18 protein-coding genes are annotated in these 21,837 nt (G+C 58.0%); 8 read left to right on the top strand and 10 right to left on the bottom strand.

Annotated features, from left to right (window positions below; all coding sequences use genetic code 11):
- The first annotated feature begins 155 nt into the window (after positions 1 to 155).
- A complete protein-coding gene (locus ABLV04_RS01635) occupies positions 156 to 1,295 on the top strand; it encodes a GGDEF domain-containing protein (protein WP_023288993.1) in 1,140 nt (379 codons plus the stop codon).
- A 31-nt stretch (positions 1,296 to 1,326) separates the two neighbouring features.
- The gene (locus ABLV04_RS01630) at positions 1,327 to 2,157 is read left to right on the top strand and encodes an N-acetylmuramoyl-L-alanine amidase (protein ID WP_147733852.1); all 831 of its coding nucleotides are present in this window, start codon (positions 1,327 to 1,329) and stop codon (positions 2,155 to 2,157) included.
- On the opposite strand, the gene ABLV04_RS01625 is transcribed toward ABLV04_RS01630, so the two are convergent.
- From ABLV04_RS01625 to poxB, 4 genes are all read right to left on the bottom strand, one after another.
- Positions 2,154 to 3,167, bottom strand: a complete 1,014-nt coding sequence (locus ABLV04_RS01625) for an NAD(P)-dependent oxidoreductase (RefSeq protein ID WP_002896399.1) — start codon at positions 3,165 to 3,167, stop codon at positions 2,154 to 2,156. The genes ABLV04_RS01630 and ABLV04_RS01625 overlap by 4 nt on opposite strands.
- A gap of 87 nt (positions 3,168 to 3,254) precedes the next feature.
- On the bottom strand, positions 3,255 to 4,697 hold the full coding sequence (locus tag ABLV04_RS01620; RefSeq protein ID WP_048297143.1) for an SDR family oxidoreductase: 1,443 nt from the start codon (positions 4,695 to 4,697) through the stop codon (positions 3,255 to 3,257).
- Positions 4,698 to 4,707: 10 nt separating this feature from the next.
- Positions 4,708 to 5,709, bottom strand: a complete 1,002-nt coding sequence (gene ltaE, locus ABLV04_RS01615) for a low-specificity L-threonine aldolase (protein ID WP_023288996.1) — start codon at positions 5,707 to 5,709, stop codon at positions 4,708 to 4,710.
- A 38-nt stretch (positions 5,710 to 5,747) separates the two neighbouring features.
- Positions 5,748 to 7,466, bottom strand: a complete 1,719-nt coding sequence (gene poxB / locus ABLV04_RS01610) for a ubiquinone-dependent pyruvate dehydrogenase (protein ID WP_023288997.1) — start codon at positions 7,464 to 7,466, stop codon at positions 5,748 to 5,750.
- 151 nt (positions 7,467 to 7,617) lie between these two features.
- Here poxB and ABLV04_RS01605 point away from each other — a divergent pair, with 151 nt between their 5' ends.
- Positions 7,618 to 8,052 (top strand): DoxX family protein, encoded by a 435-nt coding sequence (locus tag ABLV04_RS01605; RefSeq protein WP_147733851.1) that lies wholly within the window; start codon positions 7,618 to 7,620, stop codon positions 8,050 to 8,052.
- A gap of 86 nt (positions 8,053 to 8,138) precedes the next feature.
- On the opposite strand, the gene hcr is transcribed toward ABLV04_RS01605, so the two are convergent.
- The 4 genes from hcr to aqpZ form a co-directional block, all read right to left on the bottom strand.
- Positions 8,139 to 9,107 (bottom strand): NADH oxidoreductase, encoded by a 969-nt coding sequence (hcr, locus tag ABLV04_RS01600; RefSeq protein ID WP_032455254.1) that lies wholly within the window; start codon positions 9,105 to 9,107, stop codon positions 8,139 to 8,141.
- A gap of 10 nt (positions 9,108 to 9,117) precedes the next feature.
- Positions 9,118 to 10,770 (bottom strand): hydroxylamine reductase, encoded by a 1,653-nt coding sequence (hcp, locus tag ABLV04_RS01595; RefSeq protein ID WP_180265790.1) that lies wholly within the window; start codon positions 10,768 to 10,770, stop codon positions 9,118 to 9,120.
- Positions 10,771 to 10,913: 143 nt separating this feature from the next.
- Entirely contained in the window at positions 10,914 to 11,813 is a 900-nt protein-coding gene (locus ABLV04_RS01590) for a lysine exporter LysO family protein (RefSeq protein WP_023289001.1), read from the bottom strand.
- A gap of 115 nt (positions 11,814 to 11,928) precedes the next feature.
- Complete coding sequence (gene aqpZ, locus ABLV04_RS01585; RefSeq protein WP_004201355.1) at positions 11,929 to 12,624, bottom strand: aquaporin Z; 696 nt, start codon at positions 12,622 to 12,624, stop codon at positions 11,929 to 11,931.
- A 418-nt stretch (positions 12,625 to 13,042) separates the two neighbouring features.
- Between aqpZ and ABLV04_RS01580 the strand changes: the two genes are divergently transcribed.
- From ABLV04_RS01580 to macB, 3 genes are all read left to right on the top strand, one after another.
- Positions 13,043 to 14,701, top strand: coding sequence for an ATP-dependent endonuclease (locus ABLV04_RS01580; protein WP_147733849.1), 1,659 nt, complete (start codon positions 13,043 to 13,045; stop codon positions 14,699 to 14,701).
- 145 nt (positions 14,702 to 14,846) lie between these two features.
- The gene (gene macA / locus ABLV04_RS01575) at positions 14,847 to 15,962 is read left to right on the top strand and encodes a macrolide transporter subunit MacA (RefSeq protein ID WP_004201357.1); all 1,116 of its coding nucleotides are present in this window, start codon (positions 14,847 to 14,849) and stop codon (positions 15,960 to 15,962) included.
- Positions 15,959 to 17,899: a macrolide ABC transporter ATP-binding protein/permease MacB gene (gene macB / locus ABLV04_RS01570; protein ID WP_044521907.1), complete on the top strand. Its 1,941-nt coding sequence runs from the start codon at positions 15,959 to 15,961 to the stop codon at positions 17,897 to 17,899. Before macA ends, macB begins: the two co-directional genes overlap by 4 nt.
- A 76-nt stretch (positions 17,900 to 17,975) precedes the next feature.
- Here macB and cspD read toward each other — a convergent pair whose 3' ends face one another.
- Entirely contained in the window at positions 17,976 to 18,197 is a 222-nt protein-coding gene (gene cspD / locus ABLV04_RS01565; protein ID WP_002896516.1) for a cold shock-like protein CspD, read from the bottom strand.
- Between the two features lie 325 nt (positions 18,198 to 18,522).
- On the opposite strand from cspD, the gene clpS reads away from it, so the two are divergent.
- Positions 18,523 to 18,840: an ATP-dependent Clp protease adapter ClpS gene (gene clpS / locus ABLV04_RS01560; protein ID WP_002896520.1), complete on the top strand. Its 318-nt coding sequence runs from the start codon at positions 18,523 to 18,525 to the stop codon at positions 18,838 to 18,840.
- Between the two features lie 30 nt (positions 18,841 to 18,870).
- A complete protein-coding gene (clpA, locus tag ABLV04_RS01555) occupies positions 18,871 to 21,150 on the top strand; it encodes an ATP-dependent Clp protease ATP-binding subunit ClpA (protein ID WP_004201360.1) in 2,280 nt (759 codons plus the stop codon).
- A 122-nt stretch (positions 21,151 to 21,272) separates the two neighbouring features.
- Here the strand turns inward: clpA and infA are convergent, their stop codons facing one another.
- Entirely contained in the window at positions 21,273 to 21,491 is a 219-nt protein-coding gene (gene infA / locus ABLV04_RS01550) for a translation initiation factor IF-1 (protein WP_001040187.1), read from the bottom strand.
- Positions 21,492 to 21,837: the final 346 nt, after the last annotated feature.

Genomic DNA, 21,837 nt, shown 5'->3' with positions numbered 1-21,837 from the left:
GACCAGACCCTTTTCATCTGACGTTAGCAGAAAATCAGCTTAAGGCGCCGGGGCAGAAAGGGGGGCAGCGTTGACAGACATTCCCGGAAACATGGTTTATCATAAAGCAAAGCAGGGTCTGCGCCCATGGTCATGCAGGTCACCAGGGAGATAAGATGTTAACAAATAAGCAAGAGGGCGTCCGCCAGCTGCGAACCGAGCTGTGGGCCACCAGAGATAATGTCCAGCGCCATGCGCTATCCATGAGTATGCCCTGGCTGGCCTTTGTCAATATCGCTTTTGCGTTAATGGTTTTCTTCCGCAATTTTATCTTTACTCATTTTGATAAGAAGCTGTTAACGCACCAGGCGGTTATTCCTTATGTCGAAGTCGCGCTGATCGCGGTTATTATTATTTCGGTAATTTTAGCCATTATTGCCGTCACGCCGCGCCTGGCGCAGGGGCGCTATACGTTGAGCATTATCACCGGCCTGCAGCTGGCACTCAGCCTGTGCTGGTCCCTGAGTAATTACTGTTTTATCTTTTTCTGGACACTGCCCTTCGCCTGGCCGCTGCTGGTGATATTAATGACCACCGGCCTCGCCGCGCTGTATCACCATTGGCCCGGCATTATCGCTTTTTTGCTTCCGTTATGGGGAACCGCCTTGCTGGCGGGACTACAGATCCACCCTCACACTGAGGTCCGCTTTTTGATCCTGTGGGGCATTTTTACGGCGATTTTACTCTATGGCAGGCGTATTCTTAAGCGCTGGTATGATGAGGCCTGGAATACGCATCAGGAAAATATGCGGCTTATTCAGCGGCTGGAAAGTATTGCCAACCAGGATGCATTAACCGGGACCGCGAATCGCCGGGCGCTGAATGCCTATCTGGCGGAGATTTGGCAGCAAAAAACGCCGTTGGCGCTGATGATGATCGACGTCGATTACTTTAAGCGTTACAACGACCACTATGGCCATCAGGCTGGCGACGATTGCTTATCGACTGTCGCCCAGGTGCTTAAAATGGCGGTACGGGCCGAGGGCGATCTGGTCGCCCGCTACGGCGGCGAAGAGTTTGTCATCGCCCTGCCGGGGGTTTCCTTAGCGCGAGCCACCTCCATTGCCGAGCGCATTCAGCAGAAAATTAGCGAGGCGGCGATCCCCCATGAAGCTTCGGCGGTGGCCTCGGTGGTGACCGTCAGTATGGGGGTCGTCGCTTCCGACGGCACGGTTCCGATGGAGACGCTGATCGCCCGGGCGGACAGCGCGCTGTACCAGGCGAAAAATAAAGGACGAAATCGATGGTCTTATTAACCCGGAGACGCTGCCGGGCAAGGATGAAAAAATGACACGGATTGCGCTGATCGCGCTGCTAGCGTTACTGCTAAGCGGCTGTGCCGGCGAAAAAGGGATTATCGATCGCGATGGATACCAGCTGGACACCCGCCATCCGGCGCAGGCGGCCTATCCGCGAATAAAAGTGCTGGTGATCCACTATACGGCAGACAACTTTGATACTTCTCTGGCGACCCTGACCGATAAAGAGGTCAGTTCCCACTATTTAATTCCTGAACAGCCGCCGCGCCACCATAATAAACCGCGGATCTGGCAGCTGGTGCCGGAAGAGGATCTAGCCTGGCACGCCGGTGTCAGCTACTGGCGCGGCAGCACGCGCATCAACGATACTTCCATCGGTATTGAACTGGAAAACCGCGGCTGGCAGAAGACCGCGGGAGGTAAAAGCTTTACCCCCTTTCACCCGGAACAGATCGCGGCCCTGATCCCGCTGGCGCGCGATATTATCACCCGCTACCACATCGCGCCGCAGAACGTGGTGGCCCATGCCGATATCGCCCCGCAGCGCAAAGACGATCCGGGGCCGTTGTTCCCCTGGCAACAGCTGGCGCAGCAGGGGATTGGCGCCTGGCCGGACGAGCAGCGGGTGGCTTTTTATCTGAACGGGCGGCCGCCCAGTGAGCCAGTGGACCCTGAGATGGTGCTGGATTTGCTGGCGCGCTACGGCTATCAGGTCACGCCGGAGATGACTCCCGCGCAGAAGAAACGGGTAATTATCGCCTTCCAGATGCACTTCCGCCCCCAGCGCTGGGATGGCGTAGCGGATGCGCAAACCGAAGCGATAGCCGAGGCGCTGTTAGAGAAATATGGCCAGGGTTAGCGGTGAAGTTTACCGTGGTCGCGTAACCAGGCGGCGGTACGCACAATCCCGTCGTCCAGCGTCACCACCGGCTGATAGCCCAGCTCATCCTGCGCGCGCGTGATATCGAGCGTAAAATCAAAATTAAGTTTAGAGACGCCGTAGTGGGTAAAGGCCGGCTCTTTGGCCGTTTTATCGCCAAAACGCTCCATGCTGCGGGCGATAATATCCAGCATCGGGTAGGGAACTGAACGGATCCGGCATTTGATGCCCAGCTCATCGATCAGTTTCTGCACGATGCTGCGCAGGGTGCGCGGTTCGCCATTGCTGATATTCCACGCGCGGGCGGAGGGAAGATGATCGCAGGCAGGCTGGCTCGCCAGCCACATCGCGTGGACGGCATTTTCATAATAGGTCATATCGACCAGCGCGCTGCCGCCCCGCGGCAACAGGACGCTGCCGTAGTGCTGCATCATTTGCGCCAGCCGGGGAATAAAGACTTTATCGTGCGGCCCGAACAGGCTCTGCGGGCGCAAAATGGTAAAACGGGTGTGCGGGTTGGCCTGCGCCAGCAGGTTGATCACCTCTTCGCTGGCCGCCTTGCTGCGGGCAAACTCATTGGCGAAGCGGTGCGGGCGGAAATCTTCCTGAATATCGCGATGGTGGTGATAATCAAAATAGAGCGAGGGCGAAGAGATATGGACGAAATTGCGTACGCCCCATGCTACCGACCATTCGCCGAGGCGGCGGGTGGCGCGGACGTTAGCGAGATCGAAAGCCTGTTGCGTGCCCCAGGGCGAGGTGAAACTTGAGCAGTGCCACAGGGTATCGATACCGGCGAGCATCACTTTAGCCTGCGAAGAGACCAGCTCGGTTAAATCTGCCGGGATGAATTCCGCCCCCATTTTGCTCAGAAGCTTACCCATCGCTTCGTTGCGCCCGGTCGCTCGCACGCTGATGCCCTTGTTGCGCAGATATTCCACTGCGTTGCGGCCTAATCCGCTGGTCGCACCGGTAACCAGTACCTTCATATTACTCTACTGTCCCAGAAAAGAATTTCGTGCGCATTTTTCCGTGATTCTCCCGACTATGCAATGAGAATCATGAAAGAATAATGCTTATCCTTCGACTCTGCCTGAGATTTGTTCGGCCAACCGGGCGATGCGTTGCGCCATACCGCGGAAAATAAACAGGTGCGCCGGGATCATCAGCAGCCAGTAGACCAGGCCCGGCATACCGTGCGGGTGCCACCAGGCGCGGACGTCCAGTTCACGACGATCGCCTTTATCGTTAATGGTAAAGCTTAACCGGCCCAGTCCCGGCGCTTTCATGCCGAACAGCAGAGTGAGCTGTTTTTCTTCCTCCACGATAATCACCTTCCAGCTGTCGACCGTATCGCCGGTCTGCAGATAGTCGCGCTGCGGTCGCCCTTTGGCCAGCCGGTGGCCGACCAGCAGATCCATCGCGCCGCGGGTTTTCCACAGCAGATTGCCGAAAAAATATCCCTCTTTACCGCCGATTTGGTTAACGACCTGCCACAGGGCTTTGCGGCTCGCCTGAGTGGTGATGGTGCAGCCTGCCTGTTTCGGATAATAGCCATACTCCGGTCGCCAGCGGGCGAAAGCCTGGGCGTCGTAGCCCCAGTCGCTGGAGTTTACCAGCTGCTCTTCTTCTTTCAGGGTGCGGCGAACCGCCTGATCGAAGGGGACCAGCGTTTGCGGGATCAGCGCCCGCAGCGTCCGGTCATCGGCGATCAGATCGTGCTTCAACCCCTGAATTAGCGCTTTGGCGATGGTCGGCGGCACCGAGGTGATGACATTGAGGAACCACACCGAGATCCAGCGCGTCGGCAGGGGAATCGGAATGAGCGGGCGGTGTTTGCCGCTGACGGCCATAAAGCGAATGAACTGCTGCTGATAGCTTAACACCTCCGGACCGGCGGCTTCGAAGACGCGGTGCGCGTCGGAAGGATGATTCAGTAGCTCAACGAGGTCAACGAGCAGGTTTTCCAGCGCGACAGGGGTGGTACGCGAACGCACCCAGCGCGGGGGGGTCAGCACCGGCAGGTTATAGACCATGTCGCGCATCACCTCGAAGGCGGCGGAGCCGGCGCCGACGATAATTCCGGCCCGCAGCTCGGTTACCGGCACGCCCGACTCGCGCAGGAGATCGCCGGTGACCTGACGAGCGCGCAGATGGTCGGACTGCTCCTGCGCTGGAGCCTGCAGCGAGCTGAGAAAGATAATCTGACGCACCGGCGTCTGGCGCAGGGCATCGCGAACATGCGTCGCCACCCGACGCTCATGGGCGATAAAATCGCCGCCTTCGCCCATGCCATGTACCAGATAGTAAAGGGTATCGATACCTGTGAGCAGCGCAGGCAGAGCCTGCGGCTGATTGAGATCGACTGACCGGCAGGTGACGCCGGGCAAAGCGAGTTTTTGCAGTCGGTCGGTATGGCGCGCCGCCGCCAGCACCGGATAACCCCGCGCGCTTAATTCGCGGACTAAATGCTGACCAATATAGCCGCTGGCGCCGAGCACCAAAACCGATTGCGACACGCCTGACTCCTTAGCGTTGTAAAAAAGCCTGCCAGTGGGCGACCACTTCGCTCAACTGCTGACGATTGACATCCAGGTGAGTGACCAGACGGACGATGGGCGAGGCGTTGATCAGCACGCCGCGCGCCTGCATAAACTCGCCGAGCGCCCGGGCCTGTTCATCACCGACGCGAACGAACAGCATGTTGGTATCGTGACGGGTGACGTCGGCGCCGATGGCGCGCAGCTGATCCGCCATCCACGCGGCGTTATCATGATCCTCCTGCAGGCGCTGCACGTTATTTTTCAGCGCGTACAGCCCGGCGGCGGCCAGAATGCCCGCCTGGCGCATCCCGCCGCCGACCATTTTCCGCCAGCGAACGGCGCGGCGAATATACGCCTCACTGCCGACCAGCAGCGAGCCAACCGGGGCGCCAAGCCCCTTTGACAGGCAGATGGTGAAGGAGTCGCAGTACTGGGCGATATCGCGCAGCTCACAGCCGTAGGCGACCACGGCGTTAAAGATGCGCGCGCCGTCGACGTGCAGCGCCAGATCGCGCTGGCGGGTAAACGCCCAGGCTTCCTGGAGATAGTCGCGCGGCAGCACCTTACCGTTATGGGTGTTTTCCAGGCTCAGCAGGCGGGTCGGGGCAAAATGGATATCGTCAGGTTTGATTTTCGCTGCGACTTTATCCAGCGGCAGCGAGCCGTCCGCCGCGGCGTCAATCGGCTGCGGCTGAATACTGCCGAGAACCGCCGCCCCGCCGGCTTCGTACAGATAGTTATGCGCCCCCTGGCCGACGATATACTCTTCGCCGCGCTGGCAGTGGCTGAGCAGGCCGACGAGGTTGGCCTGGGTGCCGGTGGGCAGAAACAGCGCCGCCTCTTTGCCGGCCAGGTCGGCGGCGTAGCGCTGAAGTTCATTGACGGTAGGGTCGTCGCCATACACATCGTCCCCGACCGGGGCGGCCATCATGGCTTCCAACATGGCGCGCCCGGGACGGGTAACGGTATCACTGCGCAGATCGATCACGGTTTTTCCTTGTTCTGGTTCTGAGTATTGCTTCTGTTTTACCTGAGCCAGTTGGTTTTCGCCAGTTCGATGACTTCATCGCCGCGCCCGCTGATGATCGCCCGCAGCATATACAGGCTAAAGCCTTTCGCCTGCTCCAGCTTGATCTGCGGCGGGATCGCCAGCTCCTCTTTGGCGACCACGACGTCGACCAGCACCGGACCGTCGGTGCGGAAGGCGGTCTGCAGCGCTTCATCCACCTCGGCGGCTTTCTCAACGCGAATACCTTTAATACCGCAGGCTTCGGCGATGCGGGCGAAGTTGGTATCGTGCAGCTCTGTGCCGTCGGTGAGATAGCCCCCGGCCTTCATCTCCATCGCCACGAAACCCAGCACGCTGTTGTTAAAGATGATAATTTTCACCGGCAGCTTCATCTGCGCCAGCGACAGAAAATCCCCCATCAGCATGCTAAACCCGCCGTCGCCGCACATGGCCACCACCTGACGCTCCGGCGCGGTGGCTTTGGCGCCAATGGCCTGCGGCATGGCGTTGGCCATGGAGCCGTGGTTGAATGAACCCAGCAGTCGGCGTTTGCCGTTCATCTTGAGATAGCGTGCCGCCCAGACGGTCGGGGTGCCGACATCGCAGGTGAAAATGGCGTCTTCATCGGCAAAATGGCTGATCTGCTGCGCCAGATATTGCGGGTGGATCGCCTTCTCGCTGGGCTTCGCCAGATCGTCGAGTCCTTTTCGCGCGTCGCGATAGTGCTCCAGCGCCTTATCGAGGAAGCGGCGATCGGTTTTCTCTTCCAGCAGTGGCAGCAACGCCTTTAACGTTGATTTGATGTCGCCCACCAGCGCCATATCAACCTTACTGTGCGCGCCGATGCTGCCGGGGTTAATGTCGATCTGAATAATTTTGGCGTCGGTCGGATAGAAGGCGCGATAGGGGAACTGGGTGCCGAGCAGGATCAGGGTGTCGGCATTCATCATGGTGTGGAAGCCAGAAGAGAAGCCAATCAGCCCGGTCATGCCCACATCATACGGGTTGTCATACTCCACATGCTCTTTACCGCGCAGCGCATGGACGATGGGGGCTTTAATTTTCGCTGCGAACTCCACCAGCTCCTGGTGGGCGCCGGCGCAGCCGCTACCGCACATGAGCGCGATATTGCTGGAGTAGCGGATAAGCTGCGCCAGCTTGCGCAGCTCCTCGTCGGCCGGGGAGACCGTCGGCAACGGCGCATGGTACCAGTGGCTGCTGGCGCTCTCCGGGGCGGCTTTCAGCGCCACGTCGCCGGGCAGAACCACCACCGAAACGCCGCGGTTAATCACCGCCTTACGCATCGCCACCGCCAGCACCTGCGGGATCTGCTCCGGGGTGGAGACCAGCTCGCAGTAGTGGCTGCATTCGCGGAACAGCTCCTGGGGATGGGTCTCCTGGAAATAGCCGCTGCCAATCTCGCTGGAAGGGATGTGGGCGGCAATGGCCAGCACCGGGACATGGTTGCGGTGACAGTCAAACAGACCGTTGATCAGGTGCAGGTTACCCGGTCCGCAGGAACCGGCGCAGACCGCCAGTTCGCCGGTCAGTTGCGCCTCCGCGCCGGCGGCGAAAGCGGCGACCTCTTCGTGCCGGGTGGCCATCCAGTCGATGGTGCCCATGCGGTTCAGGCTATCGCTCAATCCATTGAGGGAATCGCCGGTGACGCCCCAGATACGTTTCACGCCGGCCTGTTCCAGCGTTTTGGCAATGTATGCGGCCACGGTTTGTTTCATGATCTCCATCTCCTTTTTTTGATAACGCCCTCAAGCTTAGATGAAACTGCAGCGTACGTTGCCGATTTCCCTCAATTTTTCGCTGGTTTTATTGCTGAAGTATTGGGCATACTCTGGGGTCTCACAGGGTGTAAAACAGGAAGCACATCAAATGGTTAAGGGATTGTTAAACACAGTAAACAGAACGCTGTCGCATGAAGATGCCGGTAAACTCTTGTTACGACTCGCCGTCGGCGGGTTAATGCTGTTTCACGGTTTGCACAAGCTGCTGGATGGCGTGGACGGCATTAGCGGGATGCTGGTGGCGAAGGGGTGGCCGGGGTTTATCGCCTACGGTGTGCTGGTGGGGGAAGTGGTTGCCCCCTGTTTGTTGATTGTCGGCATCCTGACGCGCCCAGCGGCGCTGGTGTTGGCTTTCACCATGGTAGTGGCGTGGCTGATGGTCGGTCTCGGCAAGACGTTTGCGCTTGATGCGGTGGGCGCGTGGGCGATCGAGAATCTGGTCTATTTTTTTGTTGGCGCGCTGGCGATAGCGCTTTTGGGCGCCGGGCGTTACTCGCTGGCCGGTCAGTCGGCCTGGCGATAGCCATGCGCCGAAAGGCGGAACAACTGCGTACGACGTAAAGCAGAAACAGAGGCCGGATAAGCATAGCGCCATCCGGCCTTTTAAGGTCAGGCCAGAACCAGATCGCCCAGCGGGTGACAGGAGCAGGCCAGCACATAGCCGTCGGCGATTTCGCCGTCGGTCAGCGTCATGGTGCTGGTGACGCTATACTCCCCGGAAACGACTCTGGTTTTGCAGCAGCCGCAGACGCCGGCGCGGCAGGCGACGGTCACCGGCACCTGATTGCTCTCCAGCGCATCGAGCAGGGTGGTGCCCACCGGCGCGTAAAATTCTCGCGCCGGCTGCAGTTTGGTGAATTTCAGCCCGCTGGTGGCGGCCTCCGCCACCGGGGTGAAGAACTTCTCCTTAAAGAAGCGGGTAACACCCAGGGCGGCAACGTCCTGTTCAACTTTCTCCATATACGGCGCTGGCCCGCAGGTCATCACGGTGCGGCTGGCGATATCCGGCACGCTCTGCAGTAGTTCCGGGGTCAGACGGCCGGCGACAAAACCGTGCGTCGCGTGGTGCTCCGCCACCAGGGTAACCGGATAGTTGCGCCACTCTTCGGCAAAGATCACATCCTCCGGCGAACGAACGCTATAGATCACCTGCACGTCGGCCTGCGGACGGTACTTCGCCAGCCAGCGGCGCATCGACATGATCGGCGTGACGCCGCAGCCAGCGGCCAGCAGCAGGAACTTATCATCCGCTTTATCCTCGCAGGTGAAATCCCCCATCGCGTCGGACAGCCAGATATAGTCGCCGCGCTTTACGTCGCGGGTGAGCCACTGTGAGCCCGCGCCATCGTCAATACGGCGAACGGTCAACGTAATATATTCGCTGACGCCCGGCGTGGACGAAATAGTGTAAGCGCGCAGGGTCTCTGCCGAATGACGCACGCTGACCAGGGCGTACTGCCCGGCACGGTACGGATAATAGTCATGGCAGAGCAATGAAACGGTCCACACATCCGGCGTTTCCTGATGGATGTGATGCACCTGCATTCGCCACGGGCATTGTGAGGTTGGCATGGTCATCAGGGACTCCTTACGCGCTCAGCAGCTGCTGCATATCTTGTTCCACGGCGGTCACGGAACGCAGACCAAACTTCTCATTGAGGATAGCCAGCAGATCCGGAGTGAAGAAGCCAGGCGCCGTCGGGCCGGTGACAATGTTTTTCACGCCGAGAGACAGCAGCGTCAGCAGGATGACGATCGCTTTCTGCTCGAACCAGGAGAGCACCAGCGACAGCGGCAGATCGTTGACGCCGCAGCCCAGTTTTTCCGCCAGCGTGACCGCCAGAATAATCGCCGAGTAGGCATCGTTGCACTGACCGGCATCGACCAGACGCGGCAGGCCTTCGATATCGCCGAAGTCCAGCTTGTTGAAGCGGTATTTACCGCAGGCCAGGGTCAGGATCAGGCAGTCGTCCGGCACGCTGGTGGCGAAATCGGTGAAATAGTTACGTTCCCCGCGGGCGCCATCGCAGCCGCCGACGAGGAAAATGTGACGCAGTTTTTCCCGGCTGACCAGATCGATCAGTGTGTCCGCCGCGCCGAGCAGGGTCTGACGGCCAAAGCCGACGGTGATCAGATGCGGGATTTCGCTGTACGGGAAGCCAGCCATCTGCTGCGCCTGGGCGATAACCGGCGCGAAGTCTTCACCTTCCAGGTGGTTCACGCCCGGCCAGCCGACGATGCTGCGGGTCCAGATACGATCGTCGTAGGCGCCGACGGTGGGGTCGATGATGCAGTTAGAGGTCATGACGATGGGGCCCGGGAAGCGGGCGAACTCCACCTGCTGGTTCTGCCAGCCGCTGCCGTAGTTCCCAATCAGGTGTTTGAATTTACGCAGCTCCGGATAGCCGTGCGCCGGCAGCATTTCCCCGTGGGTATAGACGTTAACGCCGGTGCCTTCGGTCTGCTCCAGCAGGTTATAGAGATCTTTCAGGTCATGGCCGGAGATCAGGATGCACTTGCCCTCGGTCGCTTTAACGTTGACCTGGGTTGGGGTCGGATGACCGTATTTGCTGGTCTCACCGGCGTCCAGAATGCTCATGACTTTGAAGTTCATCTGGCCGATCTCCATTGAGCACTCCAGCAGCGCGTTCATATCGGCAGGCCAGGTACCCAGCCATGCCATGATTTTATGGTACTGGGCGTAGATGTCGTTGTCGTACTGGCCGAGAACGTGCGCGTGTTCCATATAAGCCGCAGCGCCTTTCAGGCCGTACAGGCACAGCAGGCGCAGGCCGAGAATGTTGTCGCCGATGGCCGCTTTGTCTTTGTTCGGGGTAAATTCCGCCGCCTGACGCTGCAGGTCGCCCAGATCGTCGCTAGCCAGTTGCAGAGCGGCCATCGGATTGTTAACCGTCGCGTGGGCATCAATGTTCAGGCACTGCGCTTTAAGCGCTTCACGCATGGCGATAGCCTGGCGCGCATAGCCAACGATACGCGGGGAGTCGAAGTTAACGTTAGTCAGCGTAGAGAAAAAAGCGCGCGGCGCAAAGCTATCGACGTCGTGGTCGATAATGCCATATTCGCGGGCCTTGAGCGCCCAGGCGGAGAGGCCTTGCAGTGACGCAATCAGCAGATCCTGCAGATCGGAGGTTTCCGCTGTTTTACCGCACATCCCCTGCGCGTAAGAGCAGCCGTTGCCGGCCGGGGTACGAATGGTTTGTTCACATTGCACACAAAACATGGTCACACCTTTAAAGTTATATTTGATATACATGTTTAAGGTTATGCCCGAGCGCGTGAGGAGAAAAGGTATTTCTGATACAACTTAAAGGGAGATTGATTTAGCGCAAAATTGGCGGCAGGAAGTCTGCCGCCAGCGCCTGCTCAGGCGGCAAAAAAGGCGATCAGGATCGGGACCAGCAGGCTCAGCAGAAAACCGTGCACGATGGCGGCAGGGACGATCTCCACGCCGCCGGAACGCTGCAGCACCGGTAAGGTGAAGTCCATGGAGGTGGCGCCGCACAGCCCCAGCGCCGTGGAGCGGCTACGGCGAATCAGGCCCGGAATTAACATGATGGCCAGCAGCTCGCGGCACAGGTCGTTAAAGAACGCCGCGCTGCCGATCACCGGGCCAAAGGATTCGGTCAGTAAAATACCGGAGAGTGAATACCAGCCGAAGCCGCTGGCCATCGCCAGACCGGTCTTTAGCGGCAAATCCAGAATAAAGGCGTTGAGGATGCCGCCGAGTAATGAACTGGCCGTGACCACCACGGCGACGATCATTCCCCGCCGGTTGAGGACTATTTGTCGCAGACTCATTCCATTATTGCGTAATTGAATACCGACGAGGAACAGGAGAAAGATCAGCGTATATTCGCTGGCTTCGGTGGCGTGTTGTAAAAAAGACAGGCCGGTCAGGCCAAGCAAGAAACCGAGCACCACCACACCGCACAGCTGGAGTGATTCCAGGGCCATGGCCAGGCGCGAGGGTAATTTCTCCTGACGATGCAGACTGCGCCAGGGCATTTTTCTTTCCAGCCACAGCAGAGCGGTAATATTACACAGTAAAATGATGACCACGCTCACCGCGGCGTAATGCAATATCGCCAGCAGATTGCTGGCCAGATTGTCGAGAAACGCCAGGCTGATACCCATAAAAAAGAGGATCACATAGACAATCCAGCTCAGCATCCGGTTAATCAGTTTTAACGCGGAGGAGTGACGAAGAGGCAGTAAATAGCCGACGACCAGCGGCAACAGAATGATGAACAGTCCCGAGAACATGAACGATGCAACCCTTGCATGATGAGAATAGCGCTCATGACACTATCCAAATAGCCGGGCCGAGTAAAGCTGTCGCCAGAAAGAAAAAGCCCGGGGACCCGGGCTTTAGAAAAGATTAATCGCGTTTTTCCAGCAGAGTGCGGTACAGCACGCCGCCGAGGATCCCGCCGACGATCGGCATGACCCAGAACAGCCACAGCTGCTGCAGCGCCCAACCGCCCTGGAAAATCGCCACCGCGGTGCTGCGCGCCGGGTTGACCGAGGTGTTGGTGACCGGAATGCTGATCAAATGGATGAGGGTCAGCGCCAGGCCGATAGCGATCGGCGCGAAGCCCGCAGGCGCGTGTTTGTCGGTAGCGCCATGGATAACCAGCAGGAAGCCGCAGGTCAGTACGATTTCAATAACGATAGCCGACAGCATAGAGAAGCCGCCCGGGGAGTGTTCGCCATAGCCGTTGGAGGCAAAACCGCTGGCGGCGGCATCAAAGCCGGCTTTACCGCTGGCCACTACGTACAGCACCGCGGCGGCAATAATTCCGCCGACCACCTGGGCGATAATATAGCCAATGACCTCTTTCGCCGGGAAACGACCGCCGGCCCACAGGCCTAAGGTCACCGCCGGGTTGAAATGACCGCCGGAAATATGGCCAACCGCATACGCCATGGTTAATACGGTTAAACCAAATGCCAGCGCCACGCCGGCAAAACCGATACCCAGCTCGGGAAATGCTGCGGCAAGGACGGCGCTACCGCAGCCGCCAAATACAAGCCAGAAGGTGCCGAAGCATTCGGCTGCTAATTTTCTGAACATAACCACCTCAATATAAATGTTTACGCGCACGAGCGGACCGTGCCGTTCTTTATTTATCGTGATAAGGGACGACGATAAAAATAAAGCGGCGTTATTCTAGAGATAATCGCCATCCCAGAGCCAGTTAAATATATTGATATTATTTGATTTAGGGCAAGGTGAAGGGATTGCGTTTGCCAGTTTAACTATTCCTATATCCATCCAAGATTATCAATAGTGTAGAACATAACGTCTGAAATAAAACTATTTTGTTTGATGAATAATCAACAGCGGTTAATAGGCGGTAAGTGTGTAATTTTATGAATATATTTAACCTCCTGAATAGGATGCGCGAGGTGACTAAGCGGAGTGTCATCTTGCCGCCGCCCTCGCTATACTGTTGATTACTGAAGGAGAGTGGTGGTGTAGCGGAGGGGACATGCTTCTTGAGCGCGTAGAAATCGTCGGTTTTCGCGGTATCAATCGTCTGTCGTTGATGCTCGAGCAAAATAACGTCCTGATCGGGGAGAACGCGTGGGGGAAGTCCAGTCTGCTTGATGCGCTGACCCTGCTTTTGTCGCCAGAGTTCGATCTTTATCACTTTGTTCGCGATGACTTTTGGTTCCCCGCGGGCGACATCCAGGGGCGCGAGCACCATTTGCATATTATTCTGACCTTCCGCGAAACGGAGCCTGGACGCCATCGGGTGCGGCGTTTCCGTCCGCTTCAGCGCTGTTGGGTGCCCTGTGATGACGGGTATCACCGGGTGTTCTACCGCCTGGAAGGCGAACTCGCCGATGATGAAAGCGTGATGACCCTGCGCAGTTTTATCGATGGCGAAGGCGAAGCGCTGGCGCTGGAGGATATCGATGAGCTGGCCAGACACCTGGTGCGTTTGATGCCGGTGCTGCGTCTGCGCGACGCGCGCTTTATGCGGCGCATTCATAACGGAACGGTACCGCACTCGCCGCAGATAGAGATCACCGCCCGCCAGCTGGATTTTCTGTCCCGCGAACTGGTCAGCCACCCGCAAAATTTATCCGACGGTCAGATCCGCGAGGGGTTGTCGGCCATGGTGCAGCTGCTGGAGCATTATTTTGCCGAGCAAAGCAGCGCCCAGACGCGACATCGCCTGATGCGGCGGCGTTCCCATGATGAACAGCGTAGCTGGCGTTATCTGGATATTATCAACCGGATGATCGACAAGCCCGGCGGGCGAAGCCATCGGGTGATCCTGCTGGGGCTGTTCGCCACCCTGCTGCAGGCGAAAGGGACGGTGCGCCTCGATCGCGACGCGCGGCCGCTGCTGTTGATTGAAGATCCCGAGACCCGCCTGCATCCGATCATGCTCTCCGTCGCCTGGCATCTGCTGAATTTGCTGCCGTTGCAGCGGGTGACCACCACCAACTCCGGAGAGCTGCTGTCCCTGACGCCGGTGGAGCAGGTGTGTCGGCTGGTGCGTGAATCGGCGCGGGTGTCGGCATGGCGGCTGGGGCCCGGCGGAATGAATGCCGAAGAGAGTCGGCGCATTGCCTTTCATATCCGCTTCAATCGCGCCTCATCGCTCTTCGCCCGCTGTTGGCTGCTGGTGGAGGGGGAGACGGAAACCTGGGTTATCAACGAACTGGCCCGCCAGTGCGGCCATCATTTTGATGCTGAAGGGGTGAAAGTCATTGAATTCGCCCAGTCGGGCCTGAAGCCGTTGATCAAATTCGCCCGCCGGATGGGGATCCAGTGGCACGTGCTGGTGGACGGCGATGAGGCAGGGAAAAAATATGCCGCGACCGTACGCGGCCTGCTGAATAACGATCGCGAGCTGGAGCGCGACCATCTGACCACTCTGCCGGCGCTGGATATGGAACACTTTATGTATCGTCAGGGATTTGATGACGTTTACCACCGGGTGGCGCAGATCCCGGATAATGTGCCCATGAATATGCGGCGGGTGATCACCAAGGCCATTCATCGTTCATCCAAGCCGGACCTGGCGATTGAGGTGGCAATGGAAGCCGGCCGCCGTGGGGTGGACGCAGTGCCGACGCTGCTGAAAAAAATGTTCTCGCGGGTACTGTGGCTGGCCCGCGGTCGCGCCGATTAATCTCTTCGCCGTCGGGGGCTCGGCGGCGCAAAGCTCTCCGGCAGCTAAACAAAACGTCATTGGCGCGAAAAATGGATGTTCTGTTGCCAACGGGTTTCGATAGAATCACCGCCTGGATCGGCAGGGAAACAGCAGGAATCGGAATATGAAAGTGAAGGGAAAACGCAGGACCGTCTGGTGGCTGTTGGCGATCGTGGTGCTGGGTCTGGCTGTCTGGGGATGGCGGATCCTCAACGCGCCGCTGCCGCACTACCAGACACTGGTGGTGCGCAAAGGCGACCTTCAGCAGAGCGTGCTGGCTACCGGCAAGCTGGATGCCTTGCGAAAAGTTGACGTCGGCGCCCAGGTCAGCGGACAGCTGAAGACGCTGCACGTGAATATCGGCGATAAGGTCAAAAAGGACCAACTGCTGGGGGTTATCGATCCTGAGCAGGCGCAAAACCAGATCAAAGAGGTGGAAGCGACGTTGATGGAGCTGCGCGCCCAGCTCAATCAGGCGCGCGCGGAGAGTAAGCTGGCGCAGGTGACCCTGGCCCGTCAGCAGCAGCTGGCGCAGCGCCAGCTGGTCTCGCGACAGGACCTCGATACCGCGGCCACCGACCTGGCGGTGAAACAGGCGCAAATCGGCACCATTGAAGCGCAAATTAAGCGCAACCAGGCGACGCTCGACACCGCGAAGACCAACCTCGACTACACGCGGATCCTGGCGCCGATGGCTGGCGAAGTGACGCAAATTACCACCTTGCAGGGACAGACGGTGATCGCTGCCCAGCAGGCGCCGAACATTCTGACCCTGGCGGACCTTAGCACCATGCTGGTTAAAGCGCAGGTCTCCGAAGCGGATGTCATCCATCTCAGACCGGGGCAAAAGGCGTGGTTTACCGTGCTGGGCGACCCGTTAACCCGCTATGAAGGCAAGCTGAAGGACATTCTGCCGACGCCGGAAAAAGTCAACGACGCCATCTTCTATTATGCCCGCTTCGAGGTCCCGAACCCGCAGGGGATCCTGCGCCTCGACATGACCGCGCAGGTGCATATTCAACTGGCCGAGGTGAAGAACGTGATCACCATCCCGCTGAGCGCCCTGGGCGATGCGGTCGGTGATAACCGCTACCACGTCCGGCTGTTGCGTACCGGCGAGGTCAAAGAGCGTGAGATTGTCATTGGCGCGCGCAATGATACCGACGTCGCGGTGGTACAGGGACTTGAAGAGGGGGATGAGGTGATCGTCGGCGAGAGCGCGAGCGGGGCGGCAAAATGACGGCCCTGCTCGAGCTGCGTGATATTCGTCGCAGCTATCCTTCCGGCGACGGCAGCGTTGAGGTCCTCAAGGGGATCACCCTCAGTATCCATGCCGGGGAGATGGTGGCGATCGTGGGCGCCTCCGGCTCGGGTAAATCAACGCTGATGAACATCCTTGGCTGCCTTGATAAACCCACCAGCGGCACCTATCGGGTGGCGGGAACCGATATTGCACAGCTGGATGGCGATGCGCTGGCCCGTCTGCGGCGGGAACACTTTGGTTTTATCTTTCAACGCTATCACCTGCTGTCGCATCTGACCGCCGCGCAGAACGTCGAAGTGCCGGCGGTGTATGCCGGTAGTGAACGGCGGGCGCGCCTGGCGCGCGCTCATGAGCTGCTGGCGCGCCTGGGGCTTGGCGATCGCGCCGACTATCAGCCGTCGCAGCTGTCCGGCGGCCAACAGCAGCGGGTCAGTATCGCCCGCGCCCTGATGAACGGTGGGGAAGTGATCCTCGCCGATGAGCCGACCGGCGCGCTGGACAGCCATTCCGGCGAAGAGGTGATGGCGATCCTGCACCAGCTGAAAGCGCAGGGGCACACGGTCATCATTGTCACTCACGATCCGCAGGTCGCTGCTCAGGCGGAGCGGATCGTCGAGATCCGCGATGGCGAAATCGTCCGCAACCCCTCCGCCAGCCGCCAGGGCGGTGGGCTGCGCGCCCGTCAGCAGGAGGAGCCCTCGGCGTGGCGTCAGTTCACCAGCGGCTTTCGCGAGGCGCTGGTCATGGCCTGGCGGGCGATGGCGGCGAATAAAATGCGCACCCTGCTGACCATGCTCGGCATTATTATTGGGATTGCCTCGGTGGTGTCGATCGTCGTGGTGGGCGATGCCGCCAAACAAATGGTGCTGGCAGATATTCGCGCGATAGGCACCAATACCATTGACGTCTACCCTGGCAAGGATTTTGGCGATGACGACCCGCGTTATCAACAGGCGCTGAAGTATGACGACTTGCTGGCGATCCAGAAACAGCCGTGGGTGCGTTCCGCTACGCCGGCGGTGTCAAAAAGCCTGCGTCTGCGCGCCAACAATATTGACGTAGCCGCCAGCGCGGAAGGGGTGGGGCCGCAATACTTTAATGTTTACGGCATGACCTTTAGCGAGGGCAATACCTTTAATGAGCTGCAGCTCAACAGCCGGGCGCAGGTGGTGGTGCTCGACAGCAATACCCGTCGCCAGCTGTTTCCCAATAAAGCAAAAGTGGTGGGCGAGGTGATTCTGGTGGGCAATATGCCGGCCACGGTGATTGGCGTTGCGGATGAAAAGCAGTCGATGTTCGGCAGCAGTAAAATTCTCCGCGTCTGGTTGCCCTACACCACCATGGCGGGAAGGGTGATGGGCCAGTCGTGGCTGAACTCGATCACCGTCCGCGTTCATGAAGGCTATGACAGCGACACCGCTGAAAAACAGCTGCTGCGTTTGCTGGAGCTGCGGCATGGTAAAAAAGATGTATTCACATGGAATATGGACAGCATCTTGAAAACCGCCGAAAGGACCACACATACCTTACAGCTGTTCCTCACATTGGTGGCGGTGATCGCCCTGGTGGTCGGCGGGATTGGCGTGATGAATATTATGCTGGTGTCGGTGACTGAACGAACGCGTGAGATAGGCATCCGCATGGCGGTTGGCGCCCGGGCCAGCGATGTGCTGCAGCAGTTTCTCATCGAAGCGGTGCTGGTTTGCCTAGTCGGCGGCGCGCTGGGGGTGACATTGTCGCTGATGATTGCGTTTATTCTGCAGCTGTTTCTCCCCGGCTGGGAGATCGGTTTTTCGCCGCTGGCGCTGGTGACAGCGTTTCTCTGTTCGACGTTAACCGGGGTGCTGTTTGGGTGGCTGCCGGCGCGCAATGCGGCGCGGCTCGATCCGGTGGATGCCCTGGCGCGGGAGTAGTCGGGATGAGAAATAAAAATGCCAGTCAGAAGGACTGGCATTTTATTAGCAGGATGTACACAATGAAGCAAAAGAGTTATGCAGCCGTTTCCGCTTCCACAGGGACGATCACGCTGGCGTGGTTGCCTTTTGGCCCCTGGTGAACATCAAACCGAACGGCTTGTCCGGCTTTTAGCGTTCTGTAACCATCCATCTGGATGGTGGAGTAATGGGCGAAAATGTCTTCGCCGCCGCCCTCAGGGCAGATAAAACCGAACCCTTTGGCATTGTTGAACCACTTAACAGTACCCATTTCCATACTTCGACATCCTTCGTAAATCTTTATTAGTAAGATGGAATGAACCGGTGGTGGAGTGACGAGTTGTTCAATTGCTCGCCAACTCTCGCCACTACAATTTAGAGAAATACGAAAACGCGTCAAGCGATTGAGGAGGGGGAGCGGCGAAAAATGCGTCAAAATTTGAAGCAGTTAACGCTATTGCCGGGGAATGTGACAGCCGTCGCGGATAGAAGCGATAGATGATAGTTATCTATGATCTGTTGTAGATTTGTGATGAGCATAACCTCTGGTCATCGACAGGCCTCCGCCTGTTGGCAACAGCAACCGATGATGAACACTGACGATGAGTAAGAGAGATTGGCTGGACTTCGAGCACCTGGTTGACGACGAAGTTCGTGATGCGATTAAACCGCCATCTATGTATAAAGTGATATTGGTCAATGATGACTACACTCCAATGGAGTTTGTTATTGACGTGTTACAAAAATTCTTTTCTTATGATGTTGAACGTGCAACGCAACTGATGCTCACGGTTCACTATGAAGGTAAGGCGATTTGTGGCGTGTTTACCGCGGAAGTGGCGGAGACCAAAGTCGCTATGGTGAATCAGTACGCGAGGGAGAACGAGCATCCATTGCTGTGTACGCTGGAAAAAGCCTGAATACAGGCATGAAAATTGGGGGAGGTGCCTATGCTCAATCAAGAACTGGAACTCAGTTTAAATATGGCTTTCGCCAGAGCGCGCGAGCACCGTCATGAGTTTATGACCGTCGAGCACTTGCTGCTGGCTCTGCTAAGCAACCCCTCGGCCCGTGAGGCCCTGGAAGCGTGTTCAGTGGACCTGGTGGCATTGCGTCAGGAACTTGAAGCCTTCATCGAACAAACCACACCCGTCCTGCCAGCCACGGAAGAAGAGCGCGACACCCAGCCGACGCTGAGCTTCCAGCGTGTGCTGCAGCGCGCCGTCTTCCACGTGCAATCTTCTGGCCGCAGCGAAGTGACCGGCGCCAACGTGCTGGTGGCGATTTTCAGCGAGCAGGAGTCGCAGGCCGCCTACCTGCTGCGTAAACATGAAGTGAGCCGACTCGATGTGGTGAACTTCATTTCTCATGGTACACGCAAAGACGAGCCGAGCCAGTCTTCCGATAACAGCGGAAGCCAGCCTGGCAATGAAGAGCAAGCCGGCGGGGAGGAACGTATGGAAAACTTCACCACCAACCTCAATCAGCTTGCTCGCGTCGGCGGCATTGATCCCCTGATCGGCCGTGAAAAAGAGCTGGAGCGCGCCATTCAGGTTCTGTGCCGTCGGCGTAAAAATAACCCGCTGCTGGTGGGGGAATCCGGCGTCGGTAAAACCGCCATCGCCGAAGGCCTTGCCTGGCGTATTGTGCAGGGCGATGTGCCGGAAGTCATGGCTGACTGCACCATCTACTCGCTCGATATTGGTTCTCTGCTGGCCGGGACGAAATACCGTGGCGATTTTGAAAAACGCTTTAAAGCGTTGCTCAAACAGCTGGAGCAGGATACCAACAGCATCCTGTTCATTGATGAGATCCACACCATCATCGGTGCGGGGGCGGCGTCTGGCGGTCAGGTCGATGCGGCTAACCTGATCAAACCGCTGCTTTCCAGCGGCAAGATCCGGGTGATTGGCTCCACCACTTACCAGGAATTCAGCAACATCTTTGAGAAAGATCGTGCGCTGGCCCGCCGTTTCCAGAAAATTGATATTACCGAACCGTCGGTGGAAGAGACCGTCCAGATTATCAATGGCCTGAAGCCGAAGTACGAAGCGCACCACGATGTGCGTTATACCGCCAAGGCGGTGCGTGCGGCGGTTGAGCTGGCGGTGAAATACATTAACGATCGTCATCTGCCGGATAAGGCGATTGACGTGATTGACGAGGCAGGGGCGCGGGCGCGCTTAATGCCGGTCAGCAAGCGTAAGAAAACGGTTAATGTGGCGGATATCGAGTCAGTGGTGGCGCGCATTGCGCGGATCCCTGAGAAGAGCGTCTCCCGCAGCGATCGCGATACGCTGAAAAACCTTGGCGATCGACTGAAAATGCTGGTCTTTGGTCAGGATAAGGCCATCGAGGCGCTGACGGAAGCCATCAAAATGGCGCGCGCCGGGCTGGGCCATGAGCACAAGCCGGTGGGTTCATTCCTGTTCGCCGGGCCGACCGGGGTGGGGAAAACCGAAGTGACCGTGCAGCTGGCGAAGGCGCTGGGTATTGAGCTGCTGCGTTTTGATATGTCCGAATATATGGAACGTCATACCGTCAGCCGTTTAATCGGGGCGCCTCCGGGCTACGTCGGCTTCGATCAGGGCGGGCTGCTGACCGATGCGGTGATTAAACATCCGCACGCGGTGCTGCTGCTCGATGAGATCGAAAAAGCGCATCCGGACGTGTTCAACCTGCTGCTGCAGGTGATGGATAACGGAACGCTGACCGATAACAACGGACGTAAAGCGGACTTCCGCAACGTGGTGCTGGTGATGACCACCAACGCCGGGGTGCGGGAAACCGAGCGTAAATCGATTGGCCTTATCCAGCAGGACAACAGTCCGGATGCAATGGATGAGATCAAGAAGATCTTTACGCCGGAGTTCCGTAACCGTCTCGACAACATTATCTGGTTCGATCACCTCTCCACCACGGTGATCCATCAGGTTGTCGACAAGTTTATCGTCGAGCTGCAGGTTCAGCTGGATCAGAAAGGCGTCTCCCTGGAAGTCAGCCAGGAAGCGCGCGACTGGCTGGCGGAAAAAGGCTACGACCGGGCGATGGGGGCACGTCCGATGGGACGCGTCATTCAGGACAACCTGAAAAAACCGCTGGCGAACGAGCTGCTGTTTGGCTCGCTGGTCGACGGGGGGCAGGTGACGGTCTCTCTGGACAGCGCGAAAAATACGCTGACTTACGACTTCCAGAGCGCGCCGAAGCACAAACCGGAAGCCGCCCACTAAGGCGATATCTTGCATGTAAAAACCGGCCATTGGCCGGTTTTTTTTTGCTGGCTGGCGGTAGAAATGAAAAGACCGGGAATTATCCCGGCCTTCAGCATCTGACGCCTTAGTGGCGAAAACAATCAGCGACTACGGAAGACAATGCGGCCTTTGCTCAGGTCGTACGGGGTCAGCTCAACAGTCACTTTGTCGCCCGTCAGAATGCGGATGTAGTTTTTACGCATTTTACCGGAGATATGCGCGGTTACCACGTGACCGTTTTCCAGTTCTACGCGGAACATAGTGTTAGGCAACGTTTCAAGTACGGTGCCCTGCATTTCAATATTGTCTTCTTTGGCCATCTAGTCCTCTGGGGTATCACTACCGTAGTTTTGAACCGGCAAGATAATGCCGAAGTTCATCATGTAAGTAAAGTTTTACGTGTCTACCCTGAATCATTCACCTTACCGCAAGGCGCGCAGTCAGCACGCCGGCAATGGAAATATGACGGGTATGAATCGCCGAAGTAGTTTTGGCGCATTGCCCGGGACACACACGGCCATGCCGCGTGACAGGCGCAAACGTAAAGGGGAGTGACAGAACGATGGGCGTTATCTGACTCTTATTATTCCCAAACGGCGGCGGGGCAACAGGCAGAAGCTACTCTACCGCGCAATTATACCATCCTGACGCAAAATGTGCTGAAAA

Origin of the sequence: Klebsiella sp. JN_Kp127, assembly GCF_040062505.1 — a bacterium.
GTDB classification, from domain to species: Bacteria; Pseudomonadota; Gammaproteobacteria; order Enterobacterales; family Enterobacteriaceae; genus Klebsiella; species Klebsiella quasipneumoniae.
This window is presented reverse-complemented; position numbering and strand designations above follow the sequence as displayed.